24 protein-coding genes are annotated in these 25,432 nt (G+C 67.7%); 14 read left to right on the top strand and 10 right to left on the bottom strand.

Going from position 1 to position 25,432, the window contains the following annotated elements:
* Positions 1–8: 8 nt before the first annotated feature.
* Positions 9–1,205: an N-acetylmuramoyl-L-alanine amidase family protein gene (locus tag O5K31_RS08575; RefSeq protein WP_269716879.1), complete on the bottom strand. Its 1,197-nt coding sequence runs from the start codon at positions 1,203–1,205 to the stop codon at positions 9–11.
* 402 nt (positions 1,206–1,607) lie between these two features.
* Here O5K31_RS08575 and O5K31_RS08570 point away from each other — a divergent pair, with 402 nt between their 5' ends.
* The 4 genes from O5K31_RS08570 to O5K31_RS08555 all read left to right on the top strand — a co-directional run bounded on the left by O5K31_RS08570 (position 1,608) and on the right by O5K31_RS08555 (position 7,063).
* Positions 1,608–4,319, top strand: a complete 2,712-nt coding sequence (locus O5K31_RS08570; RefSeq protein WP_269716878.1) for an Rne/Rng family ribonuclease — start codon at positions 1,608–1,610, stop codon at positions 4,317–4,319.
* A 50-nt stretch (positions 4,320–4,369) separates the two neighbouring features.
* Positions 4,370–5,755, top strand: a complete 1,386-nt coding sequence (locus O5K31_RS08565; RefSeq protein ID WP_269716877.1) for a M48 family metalloprotease — start codon at positions 4,370–4,372, stop codon at positions 5,753–5,755.
* 50 nt (positions 5,756–5,805) lie between these two features.
* Positions 5,806–6,528: a DsbA family protein gene (locus O5K31_RS08560; RefSeq protein ID WP_269716876.1), complete on the top strand. Its 723-nt coding sequence runs from the start codon at positions 5,806–5,808 to the stop codon at positions 6,526–6,528.
* Between the two features lie 73 nt (positions 6,529–6,601).
* Positions 6,602–7,063, top strand: coding sequence for a nuclear transport factor 2 family protein (locus O5K31_RS08555; RefSeq protein WP_269716875.1), 462 nt, complete (start codon positions 6,602–6,604; stop codon positions 7,061–7,063).
* Here the strand turns inward: O5K31_RS08555 and O5K31_RS08550 are convergent.
* A complete protein-coding gene (locus O5K31_RS08550) occupies positions 7,060–7,860 on the bottom strand; it encodes a thiazole synthase (RefSeq protein WP_269716874.1) in 801 nt (266 codons plus the stop codon). The two genes, O5K31_RS08555 and O5K31_RS08550, sit on opposite strands and share 4 nt — an antisense overlap.
* 101 nt (positions 7,861–7,961) lie before the next feature.
* Between O5K31_RS08550 and O5K31_RS08545 the strand changes: the two genes are divergently transcribed.
* The gene (locus O5K31_RS08545) at positions 7,962–10,328 is read left to right on the top strand and encodes a penicillin acylase family protein (protein WP_269716873.1); all 2,367 of its coding nucleotides are present in this window, start codon (positions 7,962–7,964) and stop codon (positions 10,326–10,328) included.
* Here O5K31_RS08545 and O5K31_RS08540 read toward each other — a convergent pair.
* On the bottom strand, positions 10,325–10,735 hold the full coding sequence (locus O5K31_RS08540) for a hypothetical protein (RefSeq protein WP_269716872.1): 411 nt from the start codon (positions 10,733–10,735) through the stop codon (positions 10,325–10,327). The genes O5K31_RS08545 and O5K31_RS08540 overlap by 4 nt on opposite strands.
* Positions 10,736–10,870: 135 nt before the next feature.
* On the opposite strand from O5K31_RS08540, the gene O5K31_RS08535 reads away from it, so the two are divergent.
* The gene (locus O5K31_RS08535; protein ID WP_269716871.1) at positions 10,871–11,290 is read left to right on the top strand and encodes a VOC family protein; all 420 of its coding nucleotides are present in this window, start codon (positions 10,871–10,873) and stop codon (positions 11,288–11,290) included.
* Positions 11,291–11,340: 50 nt separating this feature from the next.
* On the opposite strand, the gene thiS is transcribed toward O5K31_RS08535, so the two are convergent.
* Positions 11,341–11,541 carry a sulfur carrier protein ThiS gene (gene thiS / locus O5K31_RS08530; protein ID WP_269716870.1) on the bottom strand — a complete coding sequence of 67 codons (201 nt, stop codon included), beginning with the start codon at positions 11,539–11,541 and terminating at the stop codon, positions 11,341–11,343.
* An 81-nt stretch (positions 11,542–11,622) separates the two neighbouring features.
* On the opposite strand from thiS, the gene O5K31_RS08525 reads away from it, so the two are divergent.
* Genes O5K31_RS08525 through aat form a run of 4 tightly spaced genes read left to right on the top strand, consistent with a single transcriptional unit; the run spans position 11,623 to position 14,600 of the window.
* Positions 11,623–12,066 (top strand): type II 3-dehydroquinate dehydratase, encoded by a 444-nt coding sequence (locus O5K31_RS08525; RefSeq protein ID WP_269716869.1) that lies wholly within the window; start codon positions 11,623–11,625, stop codon positions 12,064–12,066.
* A 35-nt stretch (positions 12,067–12,101) separates the two neighbouring features.
* Positions 12,102–12,599 (top strand): acetyl-CoA carboxylase biotin carboxyl carrier protein, encoded by a 498-nt coding sequence (gene accB / locus O5K31_RS08520; RefSeq protein ID WP_269716868.1) that lies wholly within the window; start codon positions 12,102–12,104, stop codon positions 12,597–12,599.
* A 5-nt stretch (positions 12,600–12,604) separates the two neighbouring features.
* Complete coding sequence (gene accC, locus O5K31_RS08515) at positions 12,605–13,948, top strand: acetyl-CoA carboxylase biotin carboxylase subunit (protein WP_269716867.1); 1,344 nt, start codon at positions 12,605–12,607, stop codon at positions 13,946–13,948.
* A gap of 1 nt (position 13,949) precedes the next feature.
* Positions 13,950–14,600 carry a leucyl/phenylalanyl-tRNA--protein transferase gene (gene aat, locus O5K31_RS08510; RefSeq protein WP_269716866.1) on the top strand — a complete coding sequence of 217 codons (651 nt, stop codon included), beginning with the start codon at positions 13,950–13,952 and terminating at the stop codon, positions 14,598–14,600.
* On the opposite strand, the gene O5K31_RS08505 is transcribed toward aat, so the two are convergent.
* Both O5K31_RS08505 and O5K31_RS08500 read right to left on the bottom strand, forming a co-directional pair.
* On the bottom strand, positions 14,537–15,157 hold the full coding sequence (locus O5K31_RS08505) for a DUF2155 domain-containing protein (protein WP_269716865.1): 621 nt from the start codon (positions 15,155–15,157) through the stop codon (positions 14,537–14,539). The genes aat and O5K31_RS08505 overlap by 64 nt on opposite strands.
* A 14-nt stretch (positions 15,158–15,171) precedes the next feature.
* Positions 15,172–15,570: an NADH:ubiquinone oxidoreductase subunit NDUFA12 gene (locus O5K31_RS08500; RefSeq protein WP_269717028.1), complete on the bottom strand. Its 399-nt coding sequence runs from the start codon at positions 15,568–15,570 to the stop codon at positions 15,172–15,174.
* 213 nt (positions 15,571–15,783) lie between these two features.
* On the opposite strand from O5K31_RS08500, the gene O5K31_RS08495 reads away from it, so the two are divergent.
* Positions 15,784–18,564, top strand: a complete 2,781-nt coding sequence (locus O5K31_RS08495) for a TSCPD domain-containing protein (protein WP_269716864.1) — start codon at positions 15,784–15,786, stop codon at positions 18,562–18,564.
* Between the two features lie 58 nt (positions 18,565–18,622).
* A complete protein-coding gene (locus O5K31_RS08490) occupies positions 18,623–19,555 on the top strand; it encodes a pentapeptide repeat-containing protein (RefSeq protein ID WP_269716863.1) in 933 nt (310 codons plus the stop codon).
* Between the two features lie 79 nt (positions 19,556–19,634).
* Here O5K31_RS08490 and aspS read toward each other — a convergent pair whose 3' ends face one another.
* The 4 genes from aspS to O5K31_RS08470 form a co-directional block, all read right to left on the bottom strand.
* Positions 19,635–21,416: an aspartate--tRNA ligase gene (gene aspS / locus O5K31_RS08485; RefSeq protein WP_269716862.1), complete on the bottom strand. Its 1,782-nt coding sequence runs from the start codon at positions 21,414–21,416 to the stop codon at positions 19,635–19,637.
* A 115-nt stretch (positions 21,417–21,531) separates the two neighbouring features.
* Positions 21,532–22,584 (bottom strand): ACR3 family arsenite efflux transporter, encoded by a 1,053-nt coding sequence (gene arsB, locus O5K31_RS08480; RefSeq protein WP_269716861.1) that lies wholly within the window; start codon positions 22,582–22,584, stop codon positions 21,532–21,534.
* Positions 22,584–23,081, bottom strand: a complete 498-nt coding sequence (locus O5K31_RS08475; protein WP_269716860.1) for an arsenate reductase ArsC — start codon at positions 23,079–23,081, stop codon at positions 22,584–22,586. The genes arsB and O5K31_RS08475 overlap by 1 nt, the downstream gene beginning before the upstream one ends.
* Entirely contained in the window at positions 23,078–23,449 is a 372-nt protein-coding gene (locus O5K31_RS08470) for an ArsR/SmtB family transcription factor (RefSeq protein WP_269716859.1), read from the bottom strand. The genes O5K31_RS08475 and O5K31_RS08470 overlap by 4 nt, the downstream gene beginning before the upstream one ends.
* 53 nt (positions 23,450–23,502) lie before the next feature.
* Between O5K31_RS08470 and arsH the strand changes: the two genes are divergently transcribed.
* Together arsH and O5K31_RS08460 are read left to right on the top strand one after the other, a co-directional pair.
* Positions 23,503–24,246 (top strand): arsenical resistance protein ArsH, encoded by a 744-nt coding sequence (gene arsH / locus O5K31_RS08465; protein WP_269716858.1) that lies wholly within the window; start codon positions 23,503–23,505, stop codon positions 24,244–24,246.
* A 571-nt stretch (positions 24,247–24,817) separates the two neighbouring features.
* Positions 24,818–25,432 carry a DnaA ATPase domain-containing protein gene (locus tag O5K31_RS08460; RefSeq protein WP_269716857.1) on the top strand — a complete coding sequence of 205 codons (615 nt, stop codon included), beginning with the start codon at positions 24,818–24,820 and terminating at the stop codon, positions 25,430–25,432.

The raw sequence follows: 25,432 nt of genomic DNA, 5'->3' as shown, positions 1-25,432 counted from the left end.
ACGAGGGTCTAGCGCGCGGCCAGGCGGGTCTGTTGAGCGAAGTAGGCGTCGATGGCGTCGCCGATGGCGTTCGCGACCCGCCTGCGAGCGACGGGATCGGACAGCCGGGCCTCGTCTTCCGGATTGGTCATGAAGCCCATCTCGAACAACACGGCCGGCACGTCTGGAGCCAGCAGGACGACGAAACCGGCGTCCCGATGGCTGCGTCGCAGCAGCGGCGTCTCGGTTCCGACCTTTTCCAGCAGGGTCTCGGCGAACAGAGCCGAACGGTTCTTGGTCGTGCGCTGGGTCAGGTCCAACAGAATCTGGCTGACCGCCTTGTCGCCGCCCGACAGGCTGGCGTTCATGAACCAGTCGTTCTTGTTGGCGACCTCGGCCACGCGGCCCGCGCCCTTTTCCGACAGGGTATAGACGCTGGCGCCCTTGGTCGCCGGGTTCGGGCCGGCGTCGGCGTGCAGAGAGATGAACAAGTCCGCATCGGCGCGCCGCGCGATCTGCACGCGGCCCTCGCGCGGGACATAGACGTCAGTGTCGCGGGTCAGCAGCACCTTGTACTTGCCGCTGCGTTCCAGGCGGTCCCTCAGCGCCAGAGCCGCGGGCAGGACGATGTCCTTTTCCTTGTGGTGCGCGCCGATGGTGCCTGGATCGTTGCCGCCGTGGCCGGCGTCGATGACGACGACCTTCTTCAGCCGCAGCGGCGGCGGAGCGATGGCCTGGGCGGGCGTCGACAGCGCAACCTTCGTCGCGGAGACGGGCGGCGTACTCGGCGCGCCCTTGGCTCGAAGGTCGATGACATAGCGATAGTTGCTCGCGCCGTCCGACGGCGGCAGCAGGAAGCGGCGACGAACCTCGGCGTCCTGGCGCAGATCCAGGCTCAGGCGCGCGCCGCCGGCGGCTTCTTCGACCATCCAGGCCTTCACCAGACCATAGCCGGCGCCCTGCAGATCACCCGAAACGCTGGTGCGTGGCATGGCCAGGATAACGCGGCGGTCCAGAGCGCCATCAGCCACCAGCTTGGCGCTGGTCGCCTGATCCAGTTCCAGCACGACGCGCGTCTCGAAGCGGTCGCCGCCGAATCGAACCTTGGTCAGGCCCGCGCTAGCCGGTCCCTGGGCGAAGGCGACCGCCGTCGCGCCAGCGGCGAGCGCCGCCGAAAGCGCGAGCGCCGTCCACTTGATCCCAGAAGCCTTAAGCCTCGCGCCCATCAACAAGAGCCCCAAAACACACGCCATGACGCAGCGGCGGGCATTTGGCCAGATCATGGTGAGCAAGTGGTTAAGACGCCGCGCGCATCGCGACGCTTTCCTTTTGCGGTGCGATGCTGCAAAAGTACGCGCGCGCTCCGCATCGTGTCGTCTACGACACCGTAAGAGCACGGCCCGCGTCGGGTCAGAGCCGTCATTATCGGCGACGACGCGTCATCCGATCCGCGCCCTCCTGGCGCGTCAGGGAATTTGAACCCATGGGCTGCGTCGCACACGCCCGCATTCGGCTTAACGCCGCTCGCAAGGACCGCTTCGGCGGCGCGAGCAGCGCGGTCGCGCGCGCCCTCATCACAAGCCGGCGCCCGGGCTGCATGCCTGCCGCGCGCCGTGGAGACTACCTTAATGTCGAAGAAAATGTTGATCGACGCCGCCCACGCCGAAGAGACGCGTGTGGTGGTCGTGGATGGAACCCGCGTTGAAGAATTCGATTTCGAAAGCCAGACCCGCAAGCAGCTTCGCGGGAACATCTATCTAGCCAAGGTCACCCGCGTCGAACCCAGCCTGCAGGCCGCGTTCGTCGAATATGGCGGCAACCGTCACGGCTTCCTGGCCTTCAACGAAATCCACCCGGACTACTACCAGATCCCCGTCGCCGACCGCGAAGCGCTGATGCGCGAGGTCGCCGAGGAAGACGACGATCATCATCATGGCTCGGCCTCGCCGCAGCTGGACGAGGATGGCGAGCCGATCGTGCGCGCCGTCTCGGACCACGATGACGACGACATGGAAGAAGAAGTCGAGCGCCGTCGCCGTCGCTTGATGAAGCGCTACAAGATCCAGGAAGTGATCCGCCGCCGGCAGATCATGCTGGTGCAGGTCGTCAAGGAAGAGCGCGGCAACAAGGGCGCAGCGCTCACCACCTACCTGTCCCTGGCCGGCCGCTACGGTGTCCTGATGCCCAATACGGCCCGCGGCGGCGGCATCAGCCGCAAGATCACCACGGCCACCGACCGCAAGCGCCTGAAGACCGTCGTCCAGGCTCTGGACGTGCCCCAGGGCATGGGCCTGATCGTCCGCACCGCGGGCGCCAAGCGCACCAAGCTCGAGATCAAGCGCGACTACGAATACCTGATGCGCCTGTGGGAGAATATCCGCGAGACGACCATGAGTTCGGTCGCCCCGGCGCTGATCTACGAGGAGGAAGACCTCGTAAAGCGCGCCATCCGCGATCTCTACGACAAGGACATCGACGGAATCTGGGTGGAGGGCGACGCCGGCTTCCGCGAGGCGCGCGACTTCATGCGCATGCTGATGCCGTCCCAGGCCAAGAAGATCCAGCAGTGGCGCGAGCCGACCCCGCTCTACGTGGCGCACAAGGTCGAAGACCACCTGTCGCAGATCTACTCGCCGGTCGTGCCCCTGCGTTCGGGCGGCTATCTGGTGATCAACCAGACCGAGGCCCTGGTGGCCGTGGACGTCAACTCGGGCCGCGCCACGCGTGAGCGCAACATCGAGGCGACGGCCCTGAAGACCAACATGGAAGCGGCCGAGGAAGCCGCTCGCCAGTTGCGTCTGCGCGATCTGGCCGGTCTCGTCGTGATCGACTTCATCGACATGGACGAGGGCAAGAACAACCGCGCCGTCGAAAAGAAGCTCAAGGACTGCCTCAAGGACGACCGCGCTCGGGTCCAGATGGGCAAGATCAGCTCCTTTGGCCTGATGGAGATCAGCCGCCAGCGTCGCCGTTCGGGCGTGCTGGAGGCCACCACCCACACCTGCGAGCATTGCGAAGGCGTCGGCCGGGTCCGCACGGTCGAATCCTCGGCCCTGACCGCCCTGCGCGGCATCGAGCTTGAAGCTCTGCGCGGCGGCGGCGAAGTGATCCTCAAGGTCAACCGCGCGGTCGGCCTCTATATCCTCAACGAGAAGCGCGCCTATCTGGCCGGCCTTCACCAGCGTCACGGCCTGTTCGTGGTGGTGGTGATCGACGAGCTGATGCACTCGGGCGACTTCGACATCCAGCGCAACGGCGAAGCCGCTCCGCGCCCGGTGCCCGACTACGCCCTGCCCGCCCCCTCCATCGAGCCCGAAGACGACTTCGTGGCCGAAGAGGAGGAAGAGGACGACGAAGAGATCATCGACGAGGACGAGGAAGAAGGCGGCGAGGAAGTCGCTCAAGCCCGCGCCCCCCGCGAAGAATCCGAAGGCCGCAACGGTCGTGACGGTCGCGGCCGTCGCCGTCGCCGTCGTGGCGGTCGCCGCGACGAAGGTCGCGATGAAGAGCGCGGCGACCAGGAAGCTCGCGCGCCCTCGGACGACGAGGAAGGCGAGAACGACACCTACGACAGCGAACTCGAGGGTGACGACGGTGACGAGGACGGCCCGCGCCGCCGCCGCCGCCGCGGGCGTCGCGGTGGTCGTCGCATGCGTGACGACTCCCGTCCGGCCGACAGCTTCACCTGGACCCGTCCGCGGGTTCCGTTCGGCGACGACGCCTTCGTCTGGCACGACGTGGCCGACCTGGACGGCTCGCAGCCGCGCCCGGCCAATGACGCCGCGCCGCGTCCGGCTCGCGAACCGCGCCCCGAGGCTGCGCCTGTCGCAGCCTCCGCTGAACCCGTCGCCGCAACCGACACGCCCCGGTCCCGCCGTGGCCGTGGTCGCCGGGGCGGCGGCGCTGTCGAGGCTGCTCCGGTCGAAGCCGTCGCTGAGACCGCGCCTGTCGCCGTGATCGCCGCCGAACCGGCGTCGGACATGGACGTGTGGGTCGAACTGCCCGCCACCGAGGAAGCCGCCAAGAAGCCGCGCCGCAGCCGCTCGCGCAAAAAAGCCGACAGCGACGCTCCGGTCGAAGAGGCGGTGGCTGAGACCCCTGCGGTCGAAGCGCCCGTGGAAACGCCGGTGGTTGAAGCCGCTGCTGAACCCGCCCCGGCTCCGGCCCGCCGTTCGCGCGCCAAGGCCAAGGCGCCGGTCGCTGAAACCCCCGCGGTGGCGGATCCGGTGGTCGAAGCCGTCGCTGAACCCGAAGCTCCGGCGGCTCCGGCCGAACCCGATCCGAGCGAAATCAGCGGTGCTGCTCCGGCAAAACCGCGTCGCGGATGGTGGCGTCGCTAAAAGGGCATGCTTAAGTGAGGCGGGCGCGGGGGCGCGGTCTGGAGTTTTCGATGACGTCGCGCTTGCGACCCGCCCGCAGCTTTTTAAGCATCGCGCTCGCCGCGGTGGTGGCGGCCGCCTCGATTCTTCCGGCCGCCGCCCAGGCGCAACAGGGCATGTCCCTGATCCGCGACACCGAGATCGAGGAAATCCTGCTTGAGGATTCCAAGCCCCTGTTCGCCGCGGCGGGCATGGACCCCGAGAGCGTCGAGATTCTCCTTGTCGGCGGCAAGGACCTGCAGGCCTTCGCCGCGCCCGGCGTCATGGGCATCTATACCGGCCTGATCCTGCAGTCGGAGAACCCCAACCAGCTGCGCGGGGTCATCGCCCACGAGATCGGCCACCTTCAGGGCGGTCACTCCTTCCGTCGCGGCGAGATGCAGCGCGCGGGCCTCAAGCCCATGCTGCTGACCATGGGCCTGGGCGTTCTGGCGGCCCTGGCCGGCGCGCCCGACGCCGGTGCGATCCTGGCCGGCAACGCCAGCTATTTCGGCACGCTCGGCGCGCTTGGCTACAGCCGCGAACAGGAAAGCCGCGCCGACCAGGCCGGCGCCACCCTGCTGGAGAAGACCAACCAGTCGGGCCGCGGCCTCGTCGAGTTCTTCGACAACTTCCGCTACCAGGAGGTCTTCGACGAAAGCCGGCGGTTCGCCTATTTCCGCAGCCACCCCCTGTCGTCCGACCGGATCGAGGCCTTGCGCGGCCGGGTCGAGAAGCTGACCCATTACGACGCCGTCGACAGCCCAGACGACGTGGCCAAGCATGAGATCATGAAGGCCAAGCTCGACGGCTTTCTCAATCCGCAGATGTCGCTGATCCGCTACAAGGAGAACGACCTCTCCTATCCGGCGCGGTACGCCCGGGCGATCGCCTACTATCAGACCAAGGAAGCCGACCGCGCGCTGAAGCTGGTCGACGCCCTGCTCTCCGAACAGCCCGAAAACCCCTATCTGTGGGAGCTGAAAGGCCAGATCCTGTTCGAATTCGCCCGCGCGGCCGAGGCCGAGGAGCCTCAGCGCCGGTCCGTGGCCCTGAAACCCGACGCCCCGCTGCTGCGCACCAACCTGGGCCAGACCCTGATCAATCTTCCCGATCCGAAGAAGATCGACGAAGGCATCGCCGAGCTGAAGCGCTCCCTGGTCGAGGACCCTGGCAACTCCACCGCCTGGCGTCTGCTGGGCCAGGCCTACGACACCCAGAAGGAACCGGGCAAAGCCCGCCTGGCCACCGCCGAGTACTACTTCTCAGTCGGCGCCCTGCAGGAGGCGCGGGTTTTCGCCATGCGCGCCCGCGAGAACCTCAGCAAGGACACCATCGACTGGCGACGCGCCACCGACATCGTCCTGGCGTCCAAGCCATCCGACGACGACCTCAAGCGCATCGCCCGCGAGGGCTAGGCCTGGGCCGAACGCCCGGCTAGACCATCCGGGAACCTGGAGAATCTGTCTTGCGCCGCACCCTGTTCGCCACCGTCCTGACCACCGCCCTCGCCCTCAGCGTCGCCGCCTGCGGCGAGCCCAAGGTCGATCAGGCGTTCGGCGAGAAGGTCCGCGCCTACCTTCTGGAAAATCCCGAAATCCTCATCGAGATGAGCCAGAAGCTCGAGGCCAAACAACAGGCCGAGGCCAACAGCAAGGTCCAGGGCGCTCTCGCCCAGCATCGCCAGGCGCTGGAACGGGACCCACGCGACTTCGTGGCCAATCCGAACGGCAAGATCACAGTGGTTGAGTTCTTCGATTACCGCTGCAGCTTCTGCAAGCTGGCCACACCCGCCGTGGTCCAGCTGATCAAGGACAACCCGGACGTCCGCTTCGTCTTCAAGGAGTTCGTGATCTTCGGGGCGGCTTCCGAGACCGCCGCGCGCGCCGCCCTCGGCGCCAAGACTCAGGGCAAGTACCTGGACGCACATGGGCGCTTCATGGCCGAAAAATCGCTGGACGCCGCCGCTGTCGATCGCCTGCTTGCCGAAGCGGGCGCCGATGTGGCCAAGGCCAAGGCGGACGGCCAGGCCGCCGCCGTCACCCAGCAGCTCAAGGACATCCGCGACCTGGCCGTGGCGCTGGGCGTCGACGGCACCCCGGCCTTCTTCGTCGGCGACACCGTGGTGCGCGGCGCGGACATGGAGGGTCTGAAGAAGGCCATCGCCGAAGCCAAGCAAAAGGCCGGCTGACCTGTCAGAACTTTAAGCTGCGGGATCATGGGCGGCGGTGTATCCGCCAACCAACGTCATAACGGGGTTCCGCATGTTCAAGATCATCCTGGCCGCCGCCCTGGCGGCGCCGACCCTCGCGCTCGCCCTTCCGGCCGAACAGGTTTCGCCCGAGACCGTCCGCGCGATCGAGGCCGTGGCCTACGACTATCTCGATGGTCAGCTCGAGGGCGATCCTGCCCGCGTCGCCCGGGCCCTGCATCCCGACCTCGCCAAGCGCGCCATTAAACCGACCGACCGCGACGAGGTTCTCCCTCTGCGCCGCATGAGCAAGGACGAACTGGTCTCCCTCACCGCCGACGGCGTCCTGAAGACGCCGCGCGAGAAGTGGGACCGTCAGGTGAAGGTCGTGGAGGTGGACGCCAACATCGCCATGGCGCGCGTCGAGACGCCCTGGTTCATCGACTACTTCCACCTGGGCCGCTTTGGCGACCGCTGGGTGATCGTCAACGCCCTCTGGTACTCAAAGCCGCGCCAGGCGGCTCCGGCCAACTAGATCAGGCCGGAAAGCGGCGAGGACGGATCGGCGTACATACGCTTGGCCATCCGTCCCGCCAGATAGGCGTCACGTCCGGCGATGACCGCGTGGCGCATCGCGCCGGCCATGCGGATCGGGTCCTTGGCCTCGGCGATGGCGGTGTTCATCAGCACCGCGTCGCAGCCCAGCTCCATGGCGATCACGGCGTCCGACGCCGTGCCGACGCCCGCGTCTACCAGGACCGGCACCGTGCTCTGCTCGATGATCAGGCCCAGGTTCAACACGTTCTGGATGCCCCGCCCCGAACCGATCGGCGCCGCCGCCGGCATGATCGCCGCCGCGCCCGCGTCCTCCAGTTTCTTGGCGTAGACCGGGTCGTCCGAGCAGTAGACCATCACCTGGAAGCCGTCGCTGATCAGCAGCTTCAGCGCCCGCAGGGTCTCTTCCATGTCGGGCAACAGGTGCGGCGTGTTCGACAGCACCTCCAGCTTCACAAGGTCCCAGCCGCCGGCCTCCCGCGCCAGGCGCAGGGTCCGCACCGCGTCCTCGCCGGTGAAACAGCCGGCGGTATTGGGCAGATAGGTAAACTCGTCGGGCTTCACATAGTCGACCAGCATCGGCTGGTTCGGATCGGTCAGGTTCACCCGCCGCACCGCCACAGTGACGATCTCGGCGCCGGCGGCGCGCGCCGCCGCGGCGTTGGTCGCATAGTCCTTGTATTTCCCCGTGCCGACGATCAGACGCGAGCTGAAGGTGCGGCCGGCGACGGTCCAGGTGTCGAGGGCGGTTTCGGGCGTGGGCGTATGCGCGTTCATGACTGGGTTCTTACTCCCCCTCGCGCCCGGAACAAACCGTCGATGGCGGTGGATATTCGCCGCCGGTGCGTCAGTATCTAAAAGAGCCTCGGGGGAAACAGATGCGTGGAATGCTGCTGGCGGGCCTGACCCTCGCCTTGACGGGTGGTGCGGCTCAGGCGGCGTCCACCGCCGTCCGACAGGAGGCTTGGACGGTTGCCGGCCTCAATGAGCCGGCCGAGCTGATCGTCGACCGCTGGGGCATTCCACACATCTACGCCCGCAACACCCGCGACGCCTTCTTCCTGCAAGGCTACAACGCCGCCCGCGACCGGCTCTGGCAGATTGACCTGTGGCGCAAGCGCGGGCTGGGCCGGCTGTCGGCCAGCTTCGGCCCCGCCTATGTGGACCAGGATCGCGCCGCCCGCCTGTTCCTCTATCGCGGCGACATGGCCGCTGAATGGGCCGCCTACGCGCCCGACGCCAGAACCGCCGTCGAGGCCTTCGCCTCCGGCATCAACGCCTATGTCGCCGAGGTCCGGGCGGGGACCAAACCCCTGCCCGTTGAGTTCGGTTTGACCGCCAGCCAGCCCGAGGATTGGTCGGCGCAGGATGTCCTGCGCATCCGCAGCCACGCCCTGGTCTCCAACGCCACCCAGGAGTTGGCCCGCGCCCGCACCCTCTGCGCCGGCGGGGCCAAGGCCGAAAAGCTGCGCCGCAGGCTCGAACCCACCCACGAAGTGATCATTCCCGAAGGCCTCGATCCCTGCGACGTGCCGGCCGACGTGCTGAAGGACTACCTGCTCGGCACGGCCACGGTCAGCTTCGACCCCATGAAGACCGCCAAGCTTGCCGCCGCCCCGCTGGACATCGCCGAGACGGTGGACCGCATCACCGCCGAAGGCTCCAATAATTGGGTCATCGCCGGCAGCCGCACCGCCACCGGTCGCCCGATCCTGGCCAACGACCCGCACCGCGCGGTCGGCGCGCCGTCTCTGCGCTACATCGCCCATATCGAGGCCCCCGGCCTGTCGATCATCGGCTCGGGCGAGCCCGCCGCGCCTGGGGTGTCCTTCGGCCACAACGGCAGGGCCGCCTTCGGCCTGACCATCTTCGCCATCGACCAGGAAGACCTCTACGCTTACCAGACCGATGGCGACCGCTATCGCTACAAGGACGGCTGGGAGCCCATGACGGTGCTCCGCGAGACCATCGAGGTGAAGGGCCAAGCCCCGCGCGAGGTCGAGCTGCGCTTCACCCGCCACGGCCCCGTCCTGCACGCCGACGCCGCCAAGAAGCGCGCCTTCGCCCTGCGCACCGTCTGGAACCAGCCCGGCATGTCCGGCTACTTCGCCTCGTCCTGGCTGTGGGGCGCCAAGAGCTGGAGCGACTTCGAGAAGGCCAGCCAAGGCTGGGGCGCGCCGTCCCTGAACCTGATCTACGCCGACACGGACGGAACCACGGGCTGGGCCGCCTCGGGCGTCGCTCCGGTCCGCGCCAACTGGGACGGCCTGCTGCCGGTCCCGGGCGACGGCCGCTACGAGTGGGCGGGCTTCCAGCCGGCCGGCGTGCTCCCGTCCGTCAAGAATCCCAAGACCGGCTTCTTCGCCACCGCCAACGAGATGAACCTGCCGGCGGATTATCCCAACGAGCAGTACAAGATCGCCTTCGAGTACGGCGACCGCTCGCGCATCGACCGCATCACCGAGGTGCTGGCCGCCACGCCCAAGGCCACCCTGGCCGGCTCCATGGCCCTGCAGAACGACAATGTCAGCGTCAATTCCCGCCGCCTGACCGCCATGCTGGTCGGGCTGTCCTCGCCCGAGCCCCGCGTGCAGCAGGCCATCGACCTCATGCGGGCCTGGAACAACAGCATGTCGGCCGACAGCGCCCCTGCCGCCATCGCCGAGGTCTGGGCGGTGAAGCACCTTGCGCCGAGCTTGATCCAGACCCTCGCCCCCGAGGCGGCGACCGCCATGGGTATTCCGACCCAGAACGCCATCCTCTCAACCCTGGAGGAAATGGCCCCCGCCGACCGCGCCGCCATCATGCTGAAAAGCCTGCCGCCCGCCCTGGACGAGCTGTCGCGCCGCATGGGTCCAGACATGAGCACCTGGCGTTGGGGCCGGCTGCATCACGCCCGGTTCGAGCCCGCCGTGGCGGTCCTGGCCGATCCCCAGACCGCCGAACAGATGAGCGTCGGCCCGCTGCAGACCGGCGGCTCAGGCTCCACGCCCCATGCCGCCGGCTATCGATTCAGTGATTTTCGGCTCAGCGCCGGCGCCACGGTACGCGTGGTGCTGGACGTCGGCGCCTGGGACAATTCCATGGCCATCAACGCGCCAGGCCAGTCGGCCGACCCGGCCAGCCCGCATTATCGGGACCTGTTCCCCCTGTGGGCCGCCGGGTCCTACGTGCCCTTGCGCTACACCCGCCCGGCGGTGGAGGCGGACGCCGAAACGATCATCCGTCTGACGCCCAAGCGCTAGTCCTCGTCGTCGCCCGCCTCGTCGCCGATCGCATCGGTGACCAGGCGGCGCCAGACGGGGTCGCTGTCGTCCACCAGATCCACGTCCTCCAGCAGGGCCACGGCCCCGCCGCCGTCTGGCATGACCAGGCCCAGAACCTCCATGATCTCGCCTTCGTCGGTCTCGTGGGCCTCGGCCTGGACCGCCACGGCGGCCTCCTCACCGTCCTCGCTCCACCAGATCACCGGTTGCGGCAGTTCCATATCGATGGGCCGGCCGTTCTGCGTGTCATCCAACGCGAAGATGGCCCGGCGCGCCTGCACATCCTCCAGGGTCGCCACAGCGCCCGCGAACGGCTTCAGCCGGGTCCAGTCCTCGGCGTCATAGCCGCCCTCTTCGAAAACCGGCTCTGCGGCGTCGTCCATCATCACTCAAGCTCCAGCGCGTATTCTGGCGACGACCTAAACCGCTGGTCGTCGCCGTCCAGAAAATAATCGCGCCGACCTGTCGGGAATGCGCCGGCCGAACCGTCCTTGGGACGACCTTCAACCCGGAGAGAACCCATGACGGATTCAGCGCAAGCCCAGGCCATGCCGGCCGTGGAAGTGAAAGGCGGCGTCGTCGCCTATCTTTGCGTCGAGGGCGCCGCCAAGGCCGCCGAGTTCTACGCCAGGGCTTTCGGCGCCACGGTGGCGGCCCAGTACCCGCCGGACGAGAACGGCAGGACCATGCACATCCACCTTTACGTCAACGGCAGCTCGCTGATGCTCAGCGACCCGTTCCCCGAGCACGGCGCGCCTTACCAGCCGCTGCAGGGCGCTACCCTGATGCTGCCGGCGACCGACATCGAAAAGCAGTTCAAACGCGCCATCGACGCGGGCGCTGTGGCCAAGATGGAGCCGCAGAAGATGTTCTGGGGCGACACCTACGGCGAATTCGTCGATCCGTTCGGCGTGAGCTGGAGCATGAACCAGCAGGCTTAAGGCTTGATCTCCTGCCCCGTAGCGAAGCGTACGGGCAGGAGAAGGCCCCCTCACCCGCCCCCGATGAAATGAACGATCTCGATCCGATCCCCGTCCATCAGGGGGGTGTCGGCATAGATCGACCGGGGAACGATCTCCAGATTGCGCTCCACGGCGACCTTGCGCACGTCCAGTCCCAGCGAAATCACGAGGGAGGCGACGTCGCCCACACCCTCTACCGCACGCTGTTCGCCATTGATCATCAACTGCATCGGATCGCCTCATCTGAGCCGCAAAGCTTGTGACCCCGTCCTTCGGGGGATACAAGACGGCGGAATCGACCGCGGGGCCGAATGTCCAAACCGATCTATGTGCTTAGCGGGCCCAATCTCAACCTGCTGGGCCAGCGTGAGCCGGAGATTTATGGAAGAGACACCCTGGACGACGTGCGCGCGCGCTGCGAGCGGACGGCGGACGCCAGGGGGCTGAGCGTCGTTTTCCGTCAATCCAACCATGAAGGCGAACTGATCGACTGGGTTCAGGAAGCCCGCACCGAGGGCTGCGCCCTGGTGCTCAACCCGGCCGGTTACGGTCACACTTCCGTGGCCCTCCTCGACGCGCTCAAGACTTTGGCTATACCCATCGTCGAGTGCCATCTTTCGAATCCGGCGGCGCGAGAGGATTTTCGCCGTCACACCTACGTTTCGCTCGCGGCGACGGGAGTCGTATCCGGCTTCGGCGCGGCGAGTTATGAACTGGCCGTCGCGGCCGCGGCCGGCCTCGTCGGCGCCGCCTGACCCGCACGGCCAACAGAACAAGGTCTAATTCCAATATGTCCACGCCCAAGGCCCCAGCGGATTCCATCGACGCGCGTCTGGTGCGCAAACTGGCCGACATCCTCTCCGACACCGGCCTCACCGAGATCGAAGTCGAGCAGGGCGAGTTGCGCATCCGCGTGGCTCGCGAGCTGACCGCCGCCCCGCAGCAGGTCACCTACGCAGCCGCTCCGGCTCCGGTCGCCGCCGCCGCCCCGGCTGCTGCTCCGACCCCGGCCGCCGCGGCTCCCGCCGTCGAGGCCGCGCCCGCCGCGACCCGTGGCGAGCTGATCAAGTCGCCCATGGTCGGCACGGCCTATCTCGCGCCCCAGCCGGGCGCCGACAACTTCATCAAGGTCGGCGACAAGATCACCGCCGGCCAGACCCTGCTGATCGTGGAAGCCATGAAGACCATGAACCCGATCCCGGCGCCCAAGGGCGGTACCGTGATCGAGATTCTGGTCGGTGACGCCCAGCCCGTCGAGTTCGGCGAGCCGCTCGTCGTCATCGAGTAGCGGTCATGTTCGACAAGATCCTTATCGCGAACCGCGGCGAGATCGCCCTGCGGGTCCACCGCGCCTGCAAGGAAATGGGCATCGCCACCGTGGCGGTTCACTCCGAAGCCGACGCCAACTCCATGTGGGTGCGCCTGGCCGACGAAAGCGTCTGCATAGGCCCCGCTCCGGCGGCCAAGAGCTATCTGAACATCCCGTCGATCATCGCCGCCGCCGAGATCACCGGCGCCCAGGCGATCCACCCGGGCTATGGCTTCCTGTCCGAGAACGCCCGCTTCGCCGAGATCGTCGGCGCGCACGGCTTCACCTTCATCGGCCCCAAGCCCGAGCATATCCGGGTCATGGGCGACAAGATCACCGCCAAGCAGACGGTCAAGGACGCCGGCATCCCTGTCGTTCCCGGCTCCGACGGCGGCGTGGCCACGGTCGAAGAGGCCATGGCTGCCGCTGAAACCATCGGCTTCCCCGTCCTGATCAAGGCCGCCTCCGGCGGCGGCGGTCGTGGGATGAAGGTCGCCCTGGACCGCGAATCCCTGGGCGAGGCTGTCGCCACCGCCCAGGCCGAGGCCGCCGCGGCCTTCGGCGACGGCACGGTCTATATGGAGCGCTACCTCCAAAAGCCGCGCCACATCGAGCTTCAGGTCATCGCCGACAGCCACGGCAACGTGGTTCACCTGGGTGAACGCGACTGCTCGCTGCAGCGCCGCCACCAGAAGGTGCTGGAAGAAGCCCCCTCCCCGGCCATCGACGCCGCCGCCCGCGCCAAGATCGGCAAGGTCGTGGTCGATGCGGTCCGCGCCATCGGCTACCTCGGCGTCGGAACCATCGAATTCCTGTACGAAGACGGCGAGTTCTTCTTCATCGAGATGAACACCCGCCTGCAGGTGGAGCACCCGGTCACCGAAGCCATCACCGGCATCGATCTGGTGCGCGAGCAGATCCGCATCGCCGCCGGCCTGCCGCTCAGCTTCACCCAGGAAGAGGTCGTCTTCGAAGGCCACGCCATCGAATGCCGCATCAACGCCGAGAACGCCCGCACCTTCACGCCCTCGCCGGGCCTGGTGACCGACTTCCACGCTCCCGGCGGCCTGGGCGTGCGTCTCGATAGCGCCATCTACGCCGGCTATTCGATCCCGCCCTACTACGACAGCCTGATCGGCAAGCTCATCGTCCACGGCCGCGACCGCGCCGAGTGCATCGCCCGTCTGAAGCGCTGCCTGGGCGAAATGGTCGTGGGCGGCATCGAAACCACGACGCCGCTGTTCATCGACCTGCTGAACCAGCAGGACATCCTGGACGGCGACTACAACATCCATTGGCTCGAAAACTGGATCAAGGCGCAGGCGTGACGTGGACGCCTTCACGGTCGAGGACCTGATCGCCTGTTATCGTCGCGGCGTGTTCCCCATGGCGGACGCCCGCGACGATGATCGCATCTTCCTGATCGATCCCGAGCGTCGGGGCGTGCTGCCCTTCGAACGGTTCCACGTGCCCCGGCGACTGGCCCGCACCCTGCGCGGCGAGCCCTTCACAATCCGCATCGACACGGCCTTCGACGCCGTCGTTGAAGCCTGCGCCGAAGCGCGTCCCGACCGGCCCGAGACCTGGATCAACCACCCGATCCAGATGCTCTATCGTGAGCTCTACCTGCTGGGTCTGGCTCACAGCGTCGAATGCTGGCGCGACGGCCAGCTGGTGGGCGGCCTCTACGGCGTATCGATCGGCGGGGCCTTCTTCGGTGAAAGCATGTTCAGCCGCGCCACCGACGCCAGCAAGATCGCCCTGACCCACCTCGTGGCCCGCCTGGTGGCCGGCGGCTTCACCCTGCTGGACACGCAGTTCCTCACCGACCATCTGGCGACGTTCGGGGCGATGGAATTGCCTCGGGACAAGTATCGCCGGCGGCTCGAGGCCGCCCTGGCGACAGACGCCGACTTCTACCGCTTTCCGGCCGGGGCCGGTGCGGCCGAAGCCTTGCAGGCGATCAGCCAGGCGTCATAGACCGGATGCTCCAGCGGGCGCACGCCCGGCGAGGACGCGTACATCCAGCCACGGAACACGTCGCGCACCGGGCCCACCGGCCGGCCCCGGTCGTCGCGGCTCTGCGACACCACCTGTACATATGCAGTGGCGTCGGGCGAAACCTCGTCCGGGGCGCTGGTCTCGCAGGCCCGCACGGTGAAGATCAGGTTCTTGTAGCGGATCGGCTGACCGACCGGCGCTTCGAAGCGCATGGTCTCGGCTGTGATCTTGTCCAGGGCCTGCATGATCGCGACGCCGGAGCGGCCGCGCTTCAGCGGCTCGTCCGGCTTGGGGGCGATGGCGGGCTTGGTCGGCGCGGGCGCCTCGGGCGCGGGCGTCACCACGGCGGGGGCGGCGGCGGGCGCTGGCGGCAGCGGGATGACGGCGATCGGCGGCGGCGCTTCCGACGCGGGCGACGGCGCGGCGGGAACTGGAGCCGGCGCGGGTTGTGCGGCCGGCGGGGGCGTCTGCTGCGCTATGGCCAAGCTTGCGGCGGCGGCCGACAGCAAAACCGCGCCGCCGACGATGATCCGCATGGGCTTCAAGCGCCTTACTCCGGCGACCAGGCCTGATAGTCGCCCGTGGCGGCCGGACGCTCACCGCTTCGCGCGATGGAGCCCTGCGGGCGCCAGGCATGGACGGTGCCGGTCAGATTGGGCAGGTGATCCTTCTCCCAGACCTTGCGCGCCAGCGGCTCGTCGGTCGGGACCTCGTCCAGGGTGTAGTGCAGCCAGCCGTGCCATTCGGCCGGCACCTTCGACGCGTCGGCATAGCCGCGGAAGATCACCCAGCGGCGCTTGCGGCCCACGTCATAGCTTTCGCGGTCGTCGCGGGCTTCGAAGTAGCGGTTGCCGTACTCATCCTGGCCAACAAAACGGCCCAGGCGGCTGACGGTGAAGCGCAGGCCCACAGTGCCTTGGTTCCACCAGGTGAAGATCGATTTCAGCAGGTTCAGCACGCGGGCGATCGCTTCCGAAAACAGGGGGCGCAACATCCGCCGGTCAGCGGACGCGCGCGGAATATAGGCGGGGCGTCGGGCAGCGTCCAGCATCGCGAAATATGCAACATGTTGGGGATAAGCCGGCGCGAACCCCAACATCTATTGATCGCACCCCTCCCGGCCTTTAGCTTTTCGCGGCGAGGTTAACGGGAGAGTCGCTTCATGCGGTTCGTAAGGCGTCTTTCGGCCCATGGGCGTGCGGCGGAGGTCGAGCTGCGCACCGTCGAGACCGCGGACGCTCTGGCCGGGGTTCTCGCCCCCAAGAGCTGGCCTGACGCTCGGGTTCAGGCCTGGCTCGACTGGGCCGCCCAGCTTCCCCACGACCTGCCGCATGCCGATACGCCAAAGGCCCTGATCGCCGAATCGCCCACCGGCGCCCTGCTGGCCGGCGGTCCCGACCGCTACGCTCGCCGCCTAGCCGCCTTCGGCCTGGCCCAGGGCCTGTTCGCAAAGGCCGCCGACGCCCAGGCCTTCCGCGAAGAACTGTTCGCCGCCCTGACCCTCGGCTATGTCGCCCCGGCCACGCTCGCTCCCGCCGGCCGCGCCGAGAGCGCCGCCCTGGACGATCTTGAGTTCAACGCCGCCGCCGCGCGCCATGTGGCCCAGACCCGCGCCGCCACCTGCGCCGAGCGCGCCGCCGGCCACCTGTCCGCCCGCCTCGCCGCCGTTTCGGACGCCGTGGCCCGCTGCGAGGGCGACGCGGCCGCCTGCGCCGATCCCCGTCGCAACACGGCGCTGGCCCGCGCCGCTCGCGCCGCCCGCGAAGCCGGGGCCGACGACGCCCAGATCGCCGACGCCATCCTGCTGGCCCGCGCCGGCGCCGCGCCCATCCCGCAGGCCACCCCCGCCCTGGCCGCCCCCGCTCGTCTGTTCGTCTCCGCTATCCGCAAGACCGTGGAGGCCGCCGAGCCCTCCGCCCGCCGCGCCGCCCAGGCGGGTTGGGAGACCGGCCGCCTGACCCTGGCCTTCGATCCTCTCGATGCGGCGGCCCTGCAAGCCTCCGCACCCGCCGCCGCCATCGACATCCGCGCCTTCGTCTCTGACGGCGGCCTTGACCTCGACGCCTTCAGCCACGTGGTCGGCCTGATGACCGCCGCGCTTGAGATCGAGCGCGCCGCCGCCGGCCTGCCCGCGGGCCGCATCGACCTGACCCTGGCCGGGCTGGGCGATCACATCGTCGCCCTCGGCCTGCCCTATGGCGCGGAAGACGGTCGCAAGGCCGCCTCCGTCCTCTTCGCCCTGCTCACGGCTGAGGCCTTCCGCGCCTCTGCCGAAATCGCCGCCCGGGCCGCCGCCGCTCCGCTGGCCGAGGACGACCGCGCCGCCCTCGCCGCCGCCCTGCGCCGCCGGGCCCAGGCCGCCCGCAAGCTGAAGGGCGACATCGCCGCCCGCGCCGCAACCCTGTTCAGCGACGCCGCGCAGCACTCCGAAAAGCTGGCCCACACCGCCGTAAGCTCTCTCTTCGAAGACGCCGAGCTCGCCCTGCGTCTCGGCGCGCCCTTGGGCGCCGCGCCCTGGACCGGAGCCGTCACGGTCTCCGAGACCGCCGACGGCGAGATCGTCCCCGTCCTGGCCGACGCCGCCCTGACCGGCGCCAAGGCCCTGGGTCTGGCTGACGATCTACGGGCGCACGCCCTGGGCGTCGGCGATCTGCGCGAGGCGCCGGCCATCGACCACGCAGCGCTGGAGGCCAAGGGCTTCACCGCCCATGAGATCGCCGCGGCCGAAGCCGTCCTGCCCCTGGCTGGCTCCCTGCGCGCCGCTTTCGCTCCGGCGGTGATCGAGGCCGGCTTCGTCTGCGACGTCCTGGGCGCCGACAGCGACGCGGTCATGGATCCGGACTTCGACACCCTGGCCTTCGCGGGCTTCACGCCCGACGAGATCGCCGCCGCCGAGACCTACGCCTTGGGCGCTCGGCGCCTGTCGGACGCGCCGTTCCTGGGCGAGCGCGCCCAGTCGGTGTTCGCCGAGCCGGCCGAGATCGCCCTGCCCGCGCGCCTGTCCATGACGGCCGCCATCGAGGCCTTCGTCTGCACCCCCTCCGCCGTCGCGCTGGAGCTGGACTTCGCCGACAGCCCGACCGAGGCCGCCCGTCTGCAAGCCGCCGCCGCCCGCGCGGGCGTGCGCGCCCTGCGTCTGGTGCGCGGTCCCGCCCCGGCCAGCTTCGCCCTGGACCTGCCGGAGGTCGAGGAAACGACTCGTCGCCGGCTGGAATCCGCCCCTGAAATCCGCGAGCGCATCGTCGAGAAGATCGTCGAACGCGACCGCGCCCGCCGAAAGCTGCCCGACCGCCGCAAGGGCTACATCCAGAAGGCCGCTGTGGGCGGACACAAGGTCTACATCCACACCGGCGAATACGACGACGGCGAGTTGGGCGAGATCTTCATCGACATGCACAAGGAAGGCGCCGCCTTCCGCTCGCTGATGAACAACTTCGCCATCGCGGTCTCCATCGGCCTGCAGCATGGCGTGCCGCTCGACGAGTTCGTCGACGCCTTCGTCTATACGCGCTTCGAGCCGGCCGGCCCGGTCACGGGCAACGACTCCATCCGCTCGGCGACCTCGATCCTCGACTACATCTTCCGCGAACTGGGCGTGTCCTATCTGGGCCGCGACGACCTGGCCAACGCCGACCCGGCCGAGTTCAACGCCGACGGCCTCGGGGCCGGCAAGAACGCGCCCGAGGGGGCGGAGGACGAAACGCCGCAGTTGGCGTCCAAATTCATCTCCAAGGGTTTCTCGCGCGGCGCGGCGCCCGACAACCTGGTCCTGCTTCCCTTCGGCGGCCGCAAGGCTGAAACCCAGGCTGTCACAGGCCCCTTGGCCGGCATGTGCCCCGCTTGCGGCGATCAGGCGCTGGTCCAGCGCGGGGGCTTGAGCGTCTGCGACACCTGTGGCGTTCAGGCAGGCCGGAGCGACGGCGGCGCCATTAACTCGAATTAAGTGGCGTCAGCACCCCAGCGGCACCAAATGGGTTGGTAACAGTCGCTGGAGCGTATGTATGCCGCGTATCGCCTTCGCCCTTTCCGCTCTTCTGCTCGCCGCGACCGCCGGCGTGGCCGAAGCGCGCGCGCCTAACGGCGAAAAGGACGTGGCCCGCATGATCTCGCTCAGCGGGTCCTGCGGCGGGTGCGACCTGTCGGGCAAGAAGTTGCTCAACGCCCGCATCAACGGCGCCAATTTTCAGAGCGCCAACCTGGTCGGCGCCGACATGCGCGGCGCCCGCATCGTGGGCTCCAACTTCGCCAGCGCCGACCTGTCGCGGGTCGATCTGCGCGGGGCCTATATGATGGGCGCCAACTTCCAGAGCGCCGAGTTCTCGGGCGCCCAGATGGAAGGGATCGAGGCCACCGGCTCCAACTTCGTGGCCGCGCGCCTCCGCCGCGTCGATCTGCGCAGCGCCGAGCTCAAGGGCGTGAACTTCAGCAAGGCCCAGCTGACCGAGGCCGATCTGCGCCATAGCGAACTGCACGGCGTCATCATGGTCGGCGCCGACGCCCGCAGGGTCGATTTTCGTAACTCCGAAATGAACGCCGCGAACCTGTCCGCCGGCAATTTCAGCGGGGCGGACTTCCGCAACACCGATCTAAACAGCGCCATCATGACCGGGGCCGACTTCGACGGCGCAGACTTCCGCAACGCCGATCTGAGCAACGCCAATCTGCATGGCGCGGACCTGTCTCGCGCCAAGGGCCTGACCCAGGACCAGATCGACGACGCCTGCAGCAATTCCTCCACCCGCCTGCCGTCGGGCATCACGTCCAAGGGCTGCGCTAGCCGCCATCGCCGCGTGGTGATCCATGCGGAAGCCCAGGCCGAGGCTCGCGCCGCCCAGGCCGAAGCTCGGGCGGCCCAAGCCGAAGCCGCCGCCAGGATGCGCGCCGTGCGCGTGCAACCGGCGCCGCCGGTTCCGCCAAAGCCGCCGCGCAACTGACCGACGCCTTCTCCAGCCGATAAAAAAACCCTCCGGCCCGCAAGCCGGAGGGTTTTTTGTTTCAGGCCGTCGCCGTCGATCAAGCCTTGATCGGCGGGGCCGTGCGGATGTGCAGTTCCTTCAGCTGACGGTCCTGCACCTCGGCCGGCGCGTTCATCAGCAGGTCCTGGCCCTGCTGATTCAGCGGGAAGGCGATGACTTCGCGGATCGCCGTCTGGCCAGCCAGCAGCATGACGATGCGGTCGATGCCGGGGGCCAGGCCGCCGTGCGGCGGCGCGCCATAGCGGAAAGCGTTTAGCATGCCGCCGAACTGCTCCTCGACCACTTCCGCGCCATAGCCGGCGATCTCGAAGGCCTTGAGCATGATCTCGGGCTTGTGGTTCCGGATCGCGCCCGAGCACAGCTCGTAGCCGTTGCAGACGATGTCGTACTGGTACGCCAGGATGTCCAGCGGGTCCTTGGTCGTCAGGGCCTCCAGCTCGCCCTGCGGCATCGAGAACGGGTTGTGGCTGAAGTCGACGCGCTTCTCGTCCTCATTCCACTCGAACATCGGGAAGTCGACGATCCAGCAGAACTTGAACTGGTCCTCGTCCACCAGGTTCAGGTCCGTACCCACCTTGGTGCGCGCCGAGCCGGCGAATTTGTAGAATACCGAGGGGTCGCCGGCGACGAAGAAGGCCGCGTCGCCGCTCTTCAGGCCCAGGCTGGTCATCAGCTTGTCGGCCGCTTCCGCGCCCAGGTTCTTGGCGATCGGGCCGCCCCAGCCGCCCTGGTCCTCCGACCAGAAGACATAACCCAGGCCCGGCTGGCCTTCGCCCTGCGCCCAGCTGTTCATGCGGTCGCAGAAGGCGCGACTGCCGCCGGTCGGCGCGGGAATGGCCCACACCGCGTTCTTGGCGTCGGCGTCCAGGATCTTGGCGAACAGACCGAAACCGCCGCCGCGGAAATGCTCCGACACATCCTGCATCTCGATCGGATTGCGCAGGTCCGGCTTGTCCGAGCCGTACTTGGAGATCGCTTCACGGTACGGGATGCGGTCGAAGGGATAGGCGCTGACGCGCTTGCCGTCGGCGAACTCCTCGAACACCCCGTGCATCACCGGCTCGATAGCCGCGAACACGTCCTCCTGGGTGACGAAGCTCATCTCGACGTCGAGCTGGTAGAATTCCAGCGAACGGTCGGCGCGCAGGTCTTCATCGCGGAAGCACGGCGCGATCTGGAAATAGCGGTCGAAACCCGAGACCATCAGCAGTTGCTTGAACTGCTGGGGCGCCTGGGGCAGCGCGTAGAATTTCGACGGATGCAGACGCGACGGCACCAGGAAGTCGCGCGCGCCTTCCGGCGACGAGGCGGTCAGGATCGGCGTCTGGAACTCGTTGAAGCCCTGGCCGAACATCCGCGCGCGGATCGACTGGATGACCTTCGAGCGCAGGACGATGTTCTTGTGCAGCGTCTCGCGGCGCAGGTCGAGATAGCGGTGCTTGAGGCGGATTTCTTCCGGATAGTCCGGCTCGCCAAACACCGGCAGCGGCAGCTCGGCGGCTTCCGACAGCACTTCCACCGCCTTGACGCGAACCTCGACCTCACCGGTCGGCAGGTTGGCGTTCACGGTTTCGGGCGAACGGGCGACGACTTCGCCGTCGATCTTCAGCACGCTCTCGGTGCGCAGGCGCTCGACCACGTCGAAGCCCGGGGTTTCGGGGTGCAACACCAGCTGCGTCAGACCGTAGTGGTCGCGCAGGTCGATGAACACCAGCCCACCGTGATCGCGCTTGCGGTGGATCCAGCCGGACAGGCGCACCGCGGCGCCGGTGTCGGAGGCGCGGAGCTGGCCGCAGTTATGAGAGCGATAGGCGTGCATGTGAAACGTCGGAATCTTCGAGAAAAACGCACTGATTTGCGAGCGGCGGAAGGGCGCATGACAGGCCGGTGATGTCAAGGTTTCGCGACCGCCGCCGGCGTGCGTTTCGCCGCCGTCAGCGGGGGCCGACGCCCCTGCCCACCCGCGGGCCGCGCTCGTACCAGCCCTTGCTGCGGTTCACGATGGCGACGATGGACAGCATCACCGGCACCTCGATCAGCACGCCCACCACCGTCGCCAGGGCCGCGCCCGACTGAAAGCCGAAGATGCTGATCGCCGCCGCCACCGCCAGTTCGAAGAAGTTGCTCGCCCCGATCAGCGCCGACGGCCCGGCGACGCAATGCGCCTCGCCCGTGGCCCGGTTCAGCACATAGGCTAGGCCGGAGTTCAGATAGACCTGGATCAGGATCGGCACGGCCAGCAGCGCGATGATCAGCGGCTGACGGATGATCTGCTCGCCCTGAAACCCGAACAGCAGCACCAGCGTCGCCAACAGGGCCGCGATGGACAGCGGCTGCAGATAGCCAAGCGCTCGCAGGAGGGCGCCCTGCCCGCCCGACTTGAGCAAGGCTCGCCGGATCAGCTGCGCCGCCACCACCGGCACGATGATGTACAGCGCCACCGACAGCACCAGCGTGCTCCACGGCACGGTGATCGCCGACAGGCCCAGCAAAAGCCCCACGATCGGCGCGAAGGCGACCACCATGATGGTGTCGTTCAACGCCACCTGGCTGAGCGTGAAATGCGGCTCGCCATCGGTCAGATTGCTCCACACGAACACCATCGCCGTGCAGGGCGCCGCCGCCAGCAGGATCAGGCCGGCGATATAGCTGTCGATCTGGTTCGCTGGCAGCCAGGGCCGAAACAGCCAGCCGATGAACAGCCAGGCCAGGGCCGCCATGCCGAACGGCTTGACGATCCAGTTGATGAACAGCGTCACCCCGATCCCGCGCCAGTGCGCCTTCACCTGCCCCAGCGCCGCGAAGTCGACCTTCATCAGCATGGGCGTGATCATCAGCCAGATCAGCCCCGCCATCGGCAGATTGACCCGCGCGACCTCCATGGCCGCGACGGCCTGGAAGACCGGCCCGAAGAAGTGACCCAGCACGATGCCGGTCACGATGCACAGGGCGACCCAAAGGGTCAGGTAGCGCTCGAAGACCGACATCAGTCGACGGTCTTGCCGATGTCACGCAGGCGGCTTTGCAGCGACAACCTGTCCAGCGATGCGAGGGGTAGCTGCAGGAACAGCTGGATACGGTTCTCCAGCTGACGCCGCGCCTCGGCGAAGGCCACGGCGATCTCGGCGGGCGTGCCGGTCGCGGCGGCCGGATCAGGAATGCCCCAGTGCGCCGTCATCGGCTGTCCCGGCCAGATCGGGCAGACCTCGCCCGCGGCGTCGTCACAGACGGTGAAGATGAAATCCAGCTTCGGCGCGCCCGGCACGGCGAACTCGTCCCACGACTTGGAGCGGAAATCCTGCGCCTTGAAGCCCAGGCTCTCGACCACCGGTATCGAGTGGGGATTGATCTCGCCCTTCGGCATCGATCCCGCCGAATAGGCCTTGAACTTGCCCGCGCCCAGCTTGTTGACCAGGGCCTCGGCGATCACCGAACGGGCGGAATTGCCGGTGCAGAGAAAAAGGACGTTGAAGGGGGCGCTCATGCCGGTTCCGTCTGTCTGGTTTGGTTGGGAGCGCAGCACGCGGCCTGCTCCAGAATCTGGTTGAGCGGCCCGCAGATTTCGGGCGACCCGTTGCAGCAGTCGGCCATCATGAAGCCGAGCAGCGCGCTCATCCGCCCGTAGTCGGCTGCGTAGATGATCGACCGGCCTTCCCGATGCGACCCGATCAGGCCGGCATGGGCCAGCACATTGAAGCTGGCCGACAGGGTGTTGGGCAAAATGTCCAGCCGGCGCGCGACCTCGCCCGCGGCCAGCCCCTCCGGCCCGGCCTGGACCAGCAAGCGGAAAATCGCCAGCCGGCCCTCATGGGCCAGAGCGGCGAGCGCGGGAACGGCTTCTTTCGATTCCATATTTCCACAATAGTAGAACTATACGATGATTGGAAGACAGCCAGGAGCCCGCCATGACCGACCTTCCCGCCCTTCAGGCGCAGTTCCTGCCCACCCCGACCCACGACGCGCTGCAACCCGCCGCCGTCGCCACGCACCCGCCGCGCATACTGCTGCTCTACGGCTCGCTGCGGGAGCGGTCGTTCAGCCGCCTGCTGACCGAAGAGGCCGCGCGAATCCTCCAGCATCTGGGGGCGGAGACGCGCATCTTCGATCCTCGCGACCTCCCCCTCCCCGATGCGACCACTCCCGACCATCCGAAGGTCCAGGAGCTTCGCGCCCTGTCTCTCTGGTCGGAGGGACAGGTCTGGTGCAGCCCCGAACGGCATGGGGCGATCACCGGGATCATGAAGGCTCAGATCGACTGGATCCCGCTGGAGATCGGCAGCGTACGCCCGACCCAGGGCCGGACCCTCGCGGTCATGCAGGTCAGCGGCGGCTCGCAGTCCTTCAACGCCGTCAACACCCTGCGCCTTCTCGGCCGCTGGATGCGCATGATCACCATTCCCAATCAGTCCTCGGTCGCCAAGGCCTGGCAGGAGTTCGACGAGAACGACCGCATGAAGCCGTCCGCCTATTACGACCGCGTCGTCGATGTGATGGAGGAGTTGATGAAGTTCACCCTGCTGACCCGTGACCGCGCCGACTACCTCGTCGACCGCTACAGCGAGCGAAAGGCCGATGGCCGCATCCCCGAACAGGTCGCCCTGGGCGCCAAGGCCATGAGCCACGAGTCCACGGGCTCCCAGACCGGGTAAATCACGCCCCTTATCCACCCCTTCCAAACCTCGCTTAATCTGTTCTCGTCCCATCGCATGGGAAGGGCGCTCGGCCGGCGACTTGATGCGGCGATGGGATGTGGTCGAGCGGGATAATCGCCGGCGGTCGAAAGCCGCCGGGGTGAGGGCGAAGGACGTAAGCTCGCCTATCGGAAAGCGTCGTCGCGCGATCCGCCCGTCCAGGGGCCGCCGGGAGTGAAGGGCCTAAGACGTCCGCGCGCTCCCCCCTCTGGGATAACGACCGCGCGGAGCGTTCTTCCTTCGTCGAAACGGTACTCAACTCCACAAATTCCGGGCGAAGGCCTGGATGCTCCGCACCCTTCCCTTTTCCTTCGCAGCAACCGCGCGAGGCTGAAAAGCCGTGGGCAAAAGCCTTTGCCGTCCACAACTTGGTCAAGTCTTCCACACAACGACCTTCGGAGGACATCGACCTGCCACAGATGTCCCGTTAAGGTCATGACGTGATTAACGCTCGTGGACGTCATCGCATTTGGCTCGCCAACTGAGATTGAAGCTTAAAAGACCCGCGTCGTTCGCGCGGGAAGACTTCGTGGCGTCTCCAACGAACAGGGAAGCTCTGCGCGCCCTCGACGCCTGGCCGGCCTGGCATGGCGGCTGCCTAGCGCTGATCGGCCCCGCCGGGGTCGGAAAAAGCCATCTGGCTCGCGAATGGGCGTCCAAGGTCGATGCTGTCGCTCCCACGCGTAAGGAGCCCGCCGATCTCGCCTCCCTCCCCGGTCGCCCCGTGCTGCTGGAAAACGCCGATGACTGGGTTTCCGACGAGGCCCTGTTCCATCTGATCAACATGGCCGCCCAGAACGAAAGCACGCTGCTGCTGACGTCGCGCAAGGCGCCTCGGGAGTGGACGACCACCCTGCCCGACCTTCGCTCTCGCCTGAACGCCATGCCGGTGGCCGAGATCGAAGAGCCGGACGACATCGTTCTGGAGGGCGTCCTTCGCAAGTTCTTCCGCGAACGCAACATCCGCCCGGCCGAGGACGTCTATCCCTACCTGCTGCGTCGCATGCAGCGGTCGGTCCCCCAGGCTCTGGAGATCGTCAAGAAGCTGGATGAGGCCGCCGACGCCGAGCAAAAGGCGATTTCCCGCGTGCTCGCGCGTCAGATTCTTGAAAACGACACGGAAAACTTAGAACTTTTCGACTGA

The organism is Caulobacter sp. NIBR2454, from assembly GCF_027474405.1.
GTDB lineage: Bacteria > Pseudomonadota > Alphaproteobacteria > Caulobacterales > Caulobacteraceae > Caulobacter.
This window is presented reverse-complemented; position numbering and strand designations above follow the sequence as displayed.